Raw genomic sequence first — 12,092 nt, 5'->3', positions numbered from 1 at the left:
TTACCGACGGGTAAATTCCTTGGACCCCGCTGGAGCGCACGCATGTCTGCCACCGCGACCGACCCCCGTACCTCCCGCGCCCGCTCCTGGTGGGGCTGGGGCTACGCCGACGCCCACCCCGTCGACGCCGAATGCGCCGCGCTGGGGGCCCTGCTGCCGGGCACCCTGGCCCGCCCGCTGCCGATCCCCCACATCGCGGACCTGCCCATCGGCCGTCCCGCCGCGACGCCCCCGCCCTCCCTGGCGCACCTGGTCACCGCCGACCCGCAGGCGCGCGCCGCCCACGCCATGGGCAAGGCCTACCGCGACGTCATCCGGGCCCTGCGCGGCCGGCCCGGCCGGATCCCCGACCTCGTCGCTCACCCGACCGGCGACCAGGACGTGGCCGACCTGCTCGACTGGGCCGGCGAGCACGGCGTGGCCGTCATCCCCTTCGGAGGCGGCTCCTCGGTCGTCGGCGGCGTCGAGTACCGAGGCGACACCCACCGCGCCGTGCTGTCACTCGACCTGACCTCGATGGACCGCGTCCTGGAGATCGACACCACCAGCCGCTCAGCCCGTATCCAGGCCGGAACCCTCGGCCCCGTACTGGAAGACCAACTGCGGCCCCACGGCCTGACCCTGCGCCACTTCCCGCAGAGCTTCGAGTTCTCCACCCTCGGCGGCTGGATCGCCACCCGGGCCGGCGGCCACTACGCCACCGGCCACACCCACATCGACGACTTCGTCCAGTCCCTGCGCGTGGTCACGCCCGCGGGAGCCGGCACGTCCTGGCGCCTGCCCGCATCCGGCGCCGGACCGTCGCCCGACCGGTTCTTCATCGGATCCGAAGGCACGCTCGGCGTCATCACCGAGGCGTGGATGCGCCTGCGGGAACGCCCGCGCCACAAAGCCTCCGCGTCCGTGGCCTTCACCGACTTCCACCGCGCGCTGGACGCCGTGCGGGCCATCGCCCAGTCCGACCTCGCCCCGGCCAACTGCCGCCTGCTCGACCCCGGCGAGGCGCTGCTGTCCGGTGCCTCCCACGACGGCTCCGCCGTCCTGGTCCTGGGCTTCGAGTCCGCGACCTCTCCCGTCGACGACCGCCTCGCGGCCGCCGTGGACCTGGCCCGCACCCACGGTGGCCGGGGCGAGACGGCTGCGGCGGACGGCGACGCCCCGGCCGACGCGGCCGTGGGCGCGTGGCGTTCGGCGTTCCTGCGCATGCCCTACCTGCGCGACGGACTGGCCCGCATGGGCGCCGTCGTCGAGACCTTCGAGACCGCCGCCACCTGGGACACGATCCCCGTCCTGATCGACGCCGTCCGCACCGAGGTCGGCGCCGCCGCCTCGAAGGCCACCGGACACCCCGCCACCATCAACTGCCGCCTCACCCACGTCTACCCGGACGGCGCCGCCCCCTACTTCACCGTGGCCGTCGCCGGCCGGCCCGGTGGCGAGGTCGAGATCTGGGACGACATCAAGGCCATCGCGGCCGACGTCCTGCACCGCCACCACGCCACCATCACCCACCACCACGCCGTCGGCCGCGACCACCGCCCCGGCTACGACCTCCAGCGCCCGGAGCCCTTCGCGCTGGCGCTGCGTGCCGCCAAGGACGCCCTGGACCCCCACCGCATCCTCAACCCCGGCGTCCTGCTCGACTGAAAGAGCGGCGGTGATCGGGCGAGGGGGGGCAGCAACTGCTGCAACGACCTTCCCACGCAGGTCCTCCGGCGGCGAAACACGGGTGAACCACGGCATCTCCACTTGGCCGACCGGACGGCCGCAGCACCGATTCGCCGGTGACCCGGCCGGGTAACTCACCGCCCTGTTGGTCGTGCTGCTGCCGGTCCTGGCCGGTCCGCTCCTCGTCGGTGCGCGGATACGTGGCCTACCGGCGGCCCGTGGTCAGCCAACCGCTCACGGCCACTCTGGCCGGTGCCGCGGTCCTGGTCGCCGTGAGAGGAGGGACTTTCTTGCGCCACCCTCTTGCGTGGTGTCATGTACGGGTCCAGACTCCGGCTTGCAAACACGCGTGCACCTTGCGCGAACGTCCTTCACCCCCACCACCGGGCGTCCCCGGCTGCTTGAAGGGATGTTCAGTGCCACGCTTCACACTTGACCAAAGACGCCGCTGCGCCGCTGTCACCGGGAGTGCGGCCGCGATCAGCGTAGCGACCTGGAGCGGCGAGACGGATCGAGCGAAGCCGATGGTGCCGGCCGGGAGCGCGGTGAAGGGGATCAGCCACCGGACATGAGAGCGCCGCTTGCGGCGCGTCCTCCACGCGGATCGGGGCCGCTGTCGCGGCTGCGCGTCGCGGACCGGGAGTGACGCGCAGCCGCCGGCCGGTGCCACGAAGGCCGCGCGGAAGGTCCTGGCACCACCCGCGCCACGTCGCGCTCTCACCGGATTCGGCTCTGTCGTGCGGCAGCGGTCGCACCGGGAATCACACCGTCCTGCATCACCAGCATCTGGCACACCCGTTCACACAGTTATGAGGAGCAGTATGTCCAGATCCAGACCGGCAAGAGGAAGAAGACCCCTGCTGATCGGCGTCATGGCCGCGACCATGACGTTCGCCACCCCGGCCTTCGCCACTCCCTCGTTCGCAGCCGCCGCTGCCGCGGCGCCCCACACCGCTGCCCCCGCCCTTGCCCAGGTAAGCAGCGATCCGTACACCGACTCGCAGGCCCAGCACGCCACCGAGGTGGAGCCGGACACCTACAGCTTCGGCAGCACCGTCGTCGCCGCCTTCCAGGTCGGGCGCGTCTCGGGCGGCGGGGCGTCCAACATCGGATGGGCGACCTCCACCGACAGCGGACAGACGTGGACGCACGGCTTCCTGCCCAGCTCCACCACGAACACCGGCGGCACGTACTCCGCCGCCAGCGACGCCTCCGTGGCCTACGACGCCAAGGACGGAGTGTGGATGGTCTCGTGGCTGGGCATCGGCTCCGGAAACAACGTCGATGTGGAGCTGAGCCGTTCCACGGACGGCGGCCACACCTGGAGCGCCCCGGTCACCGTCTCCACCGGCACCTTCGACGACAAGAACTGGACGGTCTGCGACAACCACTCCGCCAGCCCGTACTACGGCCACTGCTACACCGAGTACGACGACGCCAACGCCGGCGACGCCGAGCACATGAAGACCTCGACCGACGGCGGTGCGACCTGGGGCGCGCAGCAGAGCCCCGCCGACAGCCCGAGCGGACTCGGCGGGCAGCCGGTCGTGCAGCCCAACGGAACCGTCGTCGTACCGTTCTCCTCCGCCACCGAGGACAGCGAGCGCGCCTTCATCTCCACCAACGGCGGCAGCAGTTGGGGCTCCAGCGTGCAGATCGCCACCGTGTCGCACCACCCGGTGGCCGGCCTGGAGGACGCCGCCGCCGACATGTCGCGGCTGGACACGCTGCGCGAGGGACCGCTGCCGTCCGCCGAGATCGACGCCTCCGGCCGGGTCTACGCGGTCTGGTCCGACTGCCGCTTCCGCACCAGCTGCACCAGCAACGACATCATCATGTCGACCTCGACGAACGGCACCTCGTGGAGCTCGCCGGCCCGCGTGCCGATCGACGCGGCCAACAGCTCCGCCGACCATTTCGTGCCCGGTATCGGTGTGGACCCCAGCAGTTCCGGCACCAGCGCCCGCATCGCGCTGACGTACTACTACTACCCGGACGCCTCCTGCACGGACACCACCTGCCAGCTCGACGCCGGCTACGTCTCCTCCGCCGACGGTGGCGCCACCTGGACGACACCGACCCAGCTCGCCGGCCCCATGACGCTGGCCTGGCTGCCGAACACCACGCAGGGCAGGATGTTCGGCGACTACATATCCACGTCCGTCCTGTCCGGGGGCAACGCCGTCACCGTCATCCCCGTCGCCCATGCCCCCAGCGGCACCACCTTCGACGTGGCGATGTACGCACCGACCGGCGGCCTGCCGATCGGCAGCGGCCAGCCTGGCGGCAACACCGTCACCGTCACCAACCCCGGTGACCGGACCGGTACCGTCGGCACCGCGGCGAGCCTGCAGATCGCGGCGACCGACTCCTCCTCGTCCGCCAAGCTCACCTACAGCGCGACCGGCCTGCCGCCCGGCCTGACCATCGCCTCCACCAGCGGCCTGATCTCCGGCACACCCACCACCGCCGGCACGTACCACGTGACCGCCACCGCGACCGACGACACGAACGCCACCGCCTCCACCACCTTCACCTGGACCGTCAACCCGGCCGGCGGCGGAACCTGCACCACCACCGGCCAGAAGCTCGGCAACCCGGGCTTCGAGTCCGGCACCACAGTGTGGTCCGCCAGCTCCGGTGTCATCGGCCAGTACGGCTCACAGGGAGAGGCCCCGCACAGTGGTACGTGGGACGCCTGGCTGGACGGCTACGGCAGCTCCCACACCGACACTCTCTCGCAGTCCGTGACCATCCCCTCCGGCTGCAAGGCCACCCTCAGCTTCTACCTGCACATCGACACCGCCGAGACGACGACCTCGACCGCGTACGACACACTCACCGTCAAGGCGGGCGGCACCACTGTGGCGACCTACTCCAACCTCAACGCCGCTACCGGCTACAGCCAGAAGACCTTCGACCTCTCCTCCCTCGCCGGGCAAACCGTCACCCTCACCTTCACCGGCACCGAAGACAGTTCCGCCCAGACTTCATTCGTCCTCGACGACAGCGCCCTGACACTCAGCTGACCCGGCCAACTCCCCCCCCCGTCCGGGGAGGACTGGCTGCGCGGCAGCGGCAATGAGCGTCAGCGCGGCCGTGGTCTGTGCCGCTCGCGGTGTGCTGTACGCCGACACGTCCTCCTACCGGCCTTCGTCCTGTGCTGACATCCGTTTTGGCATGTCAGCACAGGCGCGAGCCGTCTTGCTGCCGCGAACAGGGCTCGTGTCCGTCAGCGTTGACTGCCGAGGAAGTCGGCCGGCGTCGTGCCGTGCGAACCCGCCGACGCGGTCCTGACGGCGGCGAGGACGGTACAACGGCGGCTGCGCCATCTTCCGCCCCGGGTAGGGTACTTCCTGTTCGCCATGTGCCTGTTCCCTGAGGTCGGCTACCGGCCGGTCCGTGACGAGTTGACGGCTGGTCCGGCCCGTACGGCACTGTGTCGTTCGACGGCTCGCAGAGGGTTCCCGACAGCGGACGCACCCAGACCTGGCTGGGGCGGACATCTCATCACGGCTGCCTCACACCGGAGTCGATGATGCTGGTCCAGACCGGCCGTGCGTCGCGCCTGCTGCACGTGCTGGGGCCGGGCATGCTGCCAGGGGAAGACATCTACGGACGTTGACGGTCGCCGCACCGACCTGGTCTGTGCCCGCACCCGTCAGGTCAACCGCCTGCGGGCTCAGCGATGAGAGGTCTCTCCCGCTCTGCAGCGCGCGCTGACCCTGACGAATCAGGGGCGCCGGTCACGCTGCTGACTGCCTGTCAGATGCCTGCTGCGAGCTGGCGGGCGGTCGAGGGTGCTCCGGCGGCTGAGGCTCAGCACACAGCACTGACCGGCGAGAAAATCACGGTTCCCCACCCCCATCGAAGATCCGTATGGATACCTTCACGGGCACCCGGCCCCGCGTCACCACTGCGACAAAGCCAGCATGGCTCCGATCCGCGTCAGCGACGTGATCGGACCGCGAGCTTGGCGGCAGTCACGCACATATGCCGAACCGGCGGGCTCGATGGGGATGCGGTACGAGTTGATCGTGCCGCTCGTGGTCTCGTCCCGCGAGTACAGCGCACTGGGGATCCTTCGAGCTGATCGGGACCTCACCGACTCCGACCGGGAAACGGCTGCTCGATTGCAACCGGTGCTGATCGGCTTGCACACCCTGGCCGCCCGAGTCGTACGTCCGACGCCACCCGACTCCTTCGCCGGACAGCTCACCCTGCCCAAGCGTTGCCTGCGCGTGAACGCGAGGTTCTGCGGTTCCTGTGTCGCGGATTGACCACGCGTGCCGTCGCTCATCGGCTCATGACCGCGCCGGTACGGTTCTCGCCGCCCATAGGCTAGGTCTGCTAGGTGACGACTGGGGTGAGTAAGAACTCCTGACGAAATGATCTCCGAGGCGGTTGGGACACTTCGGGGCCATTGATGCTGCGCCGTTAGTTGAAGGGGCCCGGCGCGCACGCTCCTTGCCTGACACCCCCGGTTCAACGCCGTCAAGTGGGACTACAGCGGGCGAGGCGATGGTCGTGGAAGCGGAGGTTGGAGCGGGGGGCCCTGAGCTGCTCGTCAACAGTGCGGCTGTGGTGGCGAGTTGGCGGATGCGCTGCTTGGAGATCTCGGCGTGGGCGGCCTTGGGTCCTTACTCGGCGCTCGCTGGACTCGCCGGTGTGGGGAGGCGTGTGTCGGTGCGCCCCCGGGCCCCGGAGGCCAGTGTGGCGCAGAGGCCGGGGGCATCTGCTCAGCTGCTGCTCGTGCCTGTAGCGGGATTCATCCCTGGCAGACGCCACGTGCGTAGTCGAACGTGGCCGTCGCCTGCGAGTACTGCCACTGCGGCGCGAGCAGGTTCGCCTTGAGCTGGGTCGCGGCGTCGGGGCTCTCCACCACATAGCCGAAGTCCTGGAGCCAGGACGGGTAGAGGTTTTTCGAGCCGATGTAGAAGGCCGAGTCGTCGACCGACACCAGCTTGTGGTGTTGGGCGTAAGGGTGGCCGTCGGCCCACTTGGCGCTGTCCGAGCTGCGGAAGGTGGCCAGTTGGAGGGTGGAGCACATCGTCGTGCGGGCGGTGTTCTTGTCGCCGGTGAGCAGGGCGAGGCGGTCGCGCAGGGTGTCGCTGATCTCCGAGAGGGACCTGATCTGTGAATAGCCGCCGCTGCCGACCGCGCCCCGGTTGGCGGGGTCGCTGACCACGATGCGCACCTTCACGCCCGCGGCCATCTTCGCGGCGAGGGCGTCGTAGAGCCTGATGTCGTAGCGCGGCAGCGGCGGGCAGGTGGCGTTGAGGTCCTGCTGGGAGATCTCGATGTGGTCGCGGGCGCTCGCGAGGAGGGCGCGCAGGGCGCTCTCCTCGGGGTTGACGGTGTCGTAGTCGCGGTCGGCGTTGGTGTTGTCGTGCAGCCCGACGACACACTTGGTGTCCGCGGCGGTGGGCAGGGTCGGGCTGAACCTCGACGCCGGGTCGCTGTTCTTGATGCCGACGCCGAGGCCGCCGGCGGCGATCACGGGGACGTCCCCGCTGGGGCTCGGGGTGCCGGTGTCCCCGGCCAGCGACGGTATGCAGCCCGCACCGTTCGACGAGGCGAACCAGACGCTGGCGATGTTCGACTTGTTCGCGCATGTCCAGGACCACAGCGTGTCCAGGTACTTGCCCGCGGACTTCGCGGCGGGCCCGGTCAGCGCGAGGTCGACGTCCGTCACCGGGTGGGCGGTGTCGAGGTAGTCGTTCTTCCAGCCGTTGATGCCGCCGGTGACGACGGACTGGTTGTCGACGACGAGCAGCTTGGAGTGGTTCCAGGAGAACGCGGTCTTCGAGGTGGTCATCGATGCCACGTTCAGCGTGATGTCCTCGGCCGCCTTGCCCAGCTTGGCGGTCAGTTCGTCGCGGTATTTGGCCGGCATCACATTGAGGTGGTAGATCGGCGCGGCGCCGACGAGGATGCGGACCTTCAGCTTGTTGCCCGCGGCGGCCGATGCCTTGAGGCCGTCGACGATCGCGTCCTGAAAGGCCCCGTCAGGGAACGGTGCGAGGGAGGATATGTCGACGGTGTGCGTGGCCTTGGAGATGTTCTCGGTCATCTTGGCGAGCAGCCGCTTGGTGCCGGGACGATTGGCGCACTTGTCGTCGCCCCAGCAGCCGGCGGTCTGGAGCAGCCAGTCCGAGGGGTCGGCCGTCGAGGAGTCGAACCGGTTGCCCGCGGTGCGCTCCCAGACACTGCCTTCGAGGCCGGGCGAGACCTCGCGCAGCGCCTGCTCCACCGCGTCGAGGTGCGGGGTGGTCGATGGACCGGGGGAGTCCGCGAGGGCCGGAGCGGCGGGCAGCCCCGCGAGGACCAGAGAACAGGCAACGACGCGGCCCGTGAGACGGAAGCGACGGCGAAGCTGACGGCGGTGAGCCAATTCTTTTCGCATTCTGGCAGGCGCCAAGGGGCGCAACTTCAAGATCAACTTCTGGAGACTACCAACGACGTGAAGACCGCCAGACCGCTCGGCGGCACCGTTGGCCGGACATCGACGTGTCCAACCCCACCCTGCGGTTCCCCGCCGCCCGCCTGCAGGCCCGCCGCCGCGACCGCGGAACGCGTTGGCGCGCTTGAGCGCGGGCCGTCAGGCCCTGCTCGACCGGATCCCCGCTGACCGGCCCGGGTCAGCGTGTGCCCTGACCCGGGCCGGACGGCTCAGTGTGTGCTGACCTTGACCGTGCTTGTGACCTGAGCGGGTTCGGTGCGCGCGTCACCGCCGAAGACCGCGGTGAAGGTCGTGTTCCTGGTGACCTTGCAGGTGATGACGAGCTTGCCGTCACGATCCACCGTGGCCGCCTTCACCAACTCCTTCGCACCGCCCGCCGGTTGCGCGTATACCGAGACCTTGCGCTCCTTCCACGTCTTGCCGAGCTTGGCGGTCAGTGTGGCGTTCTTCCCCGACGTGACGGTCTTGCCGTTCCCGTCCAGGGTCAGCGTCGTCTTGTTGCGCGGGACCGCGACCGTGGCCGTGACGGTCGCGGGGGCATGCGTGTCGTCGCCGGGGTAGTGGAGGGAGTAGGTGACCGTGCCGCCCGCTTCCGGGGTGTCCTCGATCTCGAACTCGCGGTCGCGCGACAGCCACACCGTGCGGGTGCCGAGCGACTTGCCCATGGGTGAGGCGAGGTCGGTCCGCGTCACCTCGATCGGCAGGGAGTCGGGAAGCGAGGGCAGGACGAGGTCGAACTTGCCGGTCAGGGTCAGCTTCCTGTCCAGCGGGGCCTTCGCGGGCGCACTGACGCTCAGCATGGTCACCGTCTTGGTGGCGTCGTCGAACGATCGCAGAACGAGGTTCTTCCCGCCCGCGCCGTCGCTGGTGAGGACGAACAGCTTGCTGCCGTCGGGAGCCCAGGCCAGGCCGTGCGGCTGCACGGAGTTGTAGTCGCCGGTGCTGATGGAGCGGATCGCGCGGTTGTCTCCCGGCCGGTAGACGTATGTGTCAACGCCCTTGCCGTAACGGACGCCCACGGCCAGGGCGCCGTTCGGCGCGTACTGGACGGCGTTCGGTTCGCCCTGGATGTCGAGGGTTCTGGTGTCCTTGCCGCCCGAGAGGTCGGAGCGGAGGTTCGTCACGAAGTCGTCGGTGCCGTCCGCGGTGACGATCTCCTTTCCGTCCGGCGAGACGGCGAGGTCTTCCTGGCCGCCGAGGCTGTCGGGCATGATCTGCTTGCGGTAGGCGCGCTTCTGCGCCGTGCCGGAGGAGACGTCGTAGACGGCGAGTTCCTCCGGGGAGCGGTCCTTGTTCCCCGCGACGAGGACTCCCTGAGCGGTGGTCAGCTGCGGTGCCGACTCCCAGGGCACCCCGCCCGACTGGTTCAGCGTGACGACCGGCTTGACGCCGGAGAGGTCGAGAGAGCCGATGTTGCCACCGCCCTGGGCGTACGCGCCGTAGCTGAACCAGAGCTTGCCGCCGGCGAAGGCCAGGTCCAGCGGGGCGGTGTGCGCGCCGGTGGCGTAGCGGGCGGTCTCCTTGAGCGTGACCGTGTCGACGGCGGAGATTGCGTCGGCATCGGGCAGGGCTATGTAGAGCGTCGACGAGTCCTCGCTCAGCGCCATTCCGGTGCCGCTGGTCTCGCCGGTGATTCGGCCCACGGCCTTGCCCGTGTAGTCGGCGACCACGACGGAGTTGGTCTTCGGGTCGCTGATGAAGACGGAGTGGTGGACACCGTCCACCACCATCTCGCCCCGCGGCCAGTCCGCCGAGATCGGCAGAGTCGTACGGCTGTCCGCGGCGGCGGTCTCAGCGCTGGCCCCGGCGAGGCATACGGAACCGAGCAGGATGGCGAGCCCCGCCGTACCTGTGGTGGCGGCTCGAGAATTGGCATGACGAACACGCATGGTCTTGCGTTCCCCGTTCACAATGTGCCCGGCCGGTTCTGCAATGGCCGGTATCGGTCGTTGACGAGGATATGTCATGTCTGGCGCACGGGCGCGACCCGTTCCCCGCGCTCATGGGCCATTTCTGCCTGGTCGGGGATGCTGCTTGGCCTCACTCGGCGCGCCGTCCGACGCGGAGGACGCTCAGATAGCGGCGTGATGCTCGGTCGTCCATCCGCGTGCGGATGCGCTCGGCGATGGCGTCGAGCAGGGGCTCACGGACGTCCCGTTCGAGCCTCCGGTACAGCGACGTCGAGCGAAGGAGATCGGCGAAGCCGTCCCCGTTGAACCACTGAACGGTCGGGTACCAGCGCACGATCGTCGGACCGAACAGTCCTCCGGGGTCGTCGACCAGGCCCCAACCCTCGTTGGTGGTGCGCACGTCGTCCTCCAGCGGTGGATGACCCCAGCCGGGGTTCCCGGGGCAGAACCGCTCGTGGAGATCGGCGGTCTCGGCGTAGACCTCCGGCTCTCCCGGCTTGCGGACAACGACGTTGCCGAGCAGCGCCATCCAGCCTCCGGGATGGAGCACGTCGTACGCTCGCCGCCAGCCGATCGACAGGTCGACCCAGTGCCACGACGACGCAGCCACGAGGGCGTCGAAGCGTCGGCCGCGGTCGTCCCACTCCTCAAACGTCGACGTCTCGACTTCGACGTTGCGGAAGGTGGCGATCCGCTGGCGGGTGAGTGCGGCCATGGCTGCCCCGGGTTCGACGGCGGTCACCGAGCAGCCGAGCGCTGCCAGTGAGCGCGTCGCCTGACCGGTACCACAGCCCACTTCCAGCACCGACGACCTCTCGTCCACGTTGGTGATGGCGCCAAGGTCCGCGAACAGTTCCTCGGGGTATCCCGGGCGGACCCGGTCGTAGAGCTCCGGCACCTCGTTGAACACTCGGCCGAGGCCGTGTCGATTCGGGGGGCACCTTCGGATCGTCGGTCACGAACGCACAAACTATGGGGCCGGTCCATGGAGACGCCACTGGTTTCCCGGCAGCCGCTGGCGTGCCGGAGGCGTGTGGTGGAGCCGGTTCGCCCGACACCGACGCCGTCCAGGCCTGTGGCCATGACGGTGCGGGCGCCGGCGCGGTGTCCTGTGAGGGAGCTGTACGCGACGTTGCTGTAGTTGATGACGACTGAGCTGGCCGTCAAAGGTGAGGGCGGGCAGGCCACCACAGACGTTGGGAAAGTTCCCCGGTGGCGCTGGGTGCGGCGGGCGCCGGTGGCTGGTCCGGGCGCCCGCGGGAAGGGTATCGGCTCTGGTCGGGCGGGTCAGGGGAGGGCAGGCACCGGCATGGGGGTGGTCGGGTTGGCGGGTGGGGTGAGGCGGTCGGCTCCCTCTGGTACGGGGACGGCGTTGAAGACGGCGTCCTGCTGGGCCTGGAGTTCCTTCTTGCGCGCCGGGGGAGTGGAGGGCAGGCGCTGTTCTTCGTAGAGCAGGTGGGTGACTTCCTGGGCGTGCTTGCTCTCGGGGGTGTGGAACTGGATCTCGAAGAGCTGGCCCGAGCGCGGGGCGCGCCAGCCGGTGTTGAGGCCCTTGTAGCCGCTGGTACGGCCCCAGGTGTTGGACCACTTGGTGCTGTGGTTGCCCCAGGCCGTGAGGAGGGTGGAGGCGCGGGTGACGCCGGTGGTGTAGGTGGTGTCGGGCAACTGGAGGGTGTAGCGGACGGCATCGGTGAGCCGGGCCAGGACGGTGTCCACGTTCTGCCCGGGGTCGTCCTTGAGGGAGGTGGCGACCTTCCGCTTGAGCGAGTCCGCGGACTTCAGCCGGTGGTCGAAGCCGACCAGTACTGCGCCGGAGACCAGGGCCGCGGTGCGCACGTCCGTGCTGATGGACTGCTCGGCCTGGCGGGCGTGGTTGAGGTAGGCGTCGACCTTCGCGTTGTCGGTGCTGTTCAGTGTGAGCCCGCCGGCTCCTTTCCAGCCGTCGTCGGCCGCGACCGCAGGGCCGGTAGTGAGGGTGAGGGCCGTGGTGAGCGTGGCCGCCAGCAGGCCCTTGCTGAGAGAGGAGGTGGTGGTGACCGTCATAGAGTGTC

Annotated in this window: 8 protein-coding genes; 4 read left to right on the top strand and 4 right to left on the bottom strand. The window is 69.6% G+C overall.

Annotation, left to right across the window (positions count from 1 at the left end; translation table 11 throughout):
• Positions 1-42: 42 nt before the first annotated feature.
• The 4 genes from AC4OXY_RS05755 (at position 43) to AC4OXY_RS05740 (ending at position 5,948) form a co-directional block, all read left to right on the top strand.
• A complete protein-coding gene (locus AC4OXY_RS05755) occupies positions 43-1,647 on the top strand; it encodes an FAD-binding oxidoreductase (protein ID WP_491993338.1) in 1,605 nt (534 codons plus the stop codon).
• Between the two features lie 842 nt (positions 1,648-2,489).
• The gene (locus AC4OXY_RS05750) at positions 2,490-4,697 is read left to right on the top strand and encodes a putative Ig domain-containing protein (RefSeq protein ID WP_491993337.1); all 2,208 of its coding nucleotides are present in this window, start codon (positions 2,490-2,492) and stop codon (positions 4,695-4,697) included.
• 237 nt (positions 4,698-4,934) lie between these two features.
• Positions 4,935-5,207: a transposase domain-containing protein gene (locus AC4OXY_RS05745; protein ID WP_491993336.1), complete on the top strand. Its 273-nt coding sequence runs from the start codon at positions 4,935-4,937 to the stop codon at positions 5,205-5,207.
• Positions 5,208-5,600: 393 nt separating this feature from the next.
• Complete coding sequence (locus AC4OXY_RS05740; RefSeq protein WP_491993335.1) at positions 5,601-5,948, top strand: hypothetical protein; 348 nt, start codon at positions 5,601-5,603, stop codon at positions 5,946-5,948.
• A gap of 488 nt (positions 5,949-6,436) precedes the next feature.
• Here the strand turns inward: AC4OXY_RS05740 and AC4OXY_RS05735 are convergent, their stop codons facing one another.
• The 4 genes from AC4OXY_RS05735 to AC4OXY_RS05720 form a co-directional block, all read right to left on the bottom strand.
• The gene (locus AC4OXY_RS05735) at positions 6,437-8,062 is read right to left on the bottom strand and encodes a phospholipase D-like domain-containing protein (protein WP_491993334.1); all 1,626 of its coding nucleotides are present in this window, start codon (positions 8,060-8,062) and stop codon (positions 6,437-6,439) included.
• A 278-nt stretch (positions 8,063-8,340) separates the two neighbouring features.
• Entirely contained in the window at positions 8,341-10,020 is a 1,680-nt protein-coding gene (locus AC4OXY_RS05730) for an Ig-like domain repeat protein (protein ID WP_491993333.1), read from the bottom strand.
• Positions 10,021-10,171: 151 nt separating this feature from the next.
• The gene (locus AC4OXY_RS05725; protein WP_491993332.1) at positions 10,172-10,951 is read right to left on the bottom strand and encodes a class I SAM-dependent methyltransferase; all 780 of its coding nucleotides are present in this window, start codon (positions 10,949-10,951) and stop codon (positions 10,172-10,174) included.
• Between the two features lie 377 nt (positions 10,952-11,328).
• Positions 11,329-12,084 (bottom strand): ATP nucleotide 3'-pyrophosphokinase, encoded by a 756-nt coding sequence (locus AC4OXY_RS05720; protein ID WP_362817199.1) that lies wholly within the window; start codon positions 12,082-12,084, stop codon positions 11,329-11,331.
• Positions 12,085-12,092: the final 8 nt, after the last annotated feature.

Source organism: Streptomyces sp. HUAS MG56 (assembly GCF_058673395.1).
This window is presented reverse-complemented; position numbering and strand designations above follow the sequence as displayed.

Bases quoted from the DNA above. Each gene is read 5' to 3' on its own strand.
- AC4OXY_RS05755 (WP_491993338.1), top strand. From the start codon at position 43: ATGTCTGCCACCGCGACCGACCCCCGTACCTCCCGCGCCCGCTCCTGG.
- AC4OXY_RS05750 (WP_491993337.1), top strand. From the start codon at position 2,490: ATGTCCAGATCCAGACCGGCAAGAGGAAGAAGACCCCTGCTGATCGGC.
- AC4OXY_RS05740 (WP_491993335.1), top strand. From the start codon at position 5,601: ATGGCTCCGATCCGCGTCAGCGACGTGATCGGACCGCGAGCTTGGCGG.
- AC4OXY_RS05730 (WP_491993333.1), bottom strand. From the start codon at position 10,020: ATGCGTGTTCGTCATGCCAATTCTCGAGCCGCCACCACAGGTACGGCG.
- AC4OXY_RS05720 (WP_362817199.1), bottom strand. From the start codon at position 12,084: ATGACGGTCACCACCACCTCCTCTCTCAGCAAGGGCCTGCTGGCGGCC.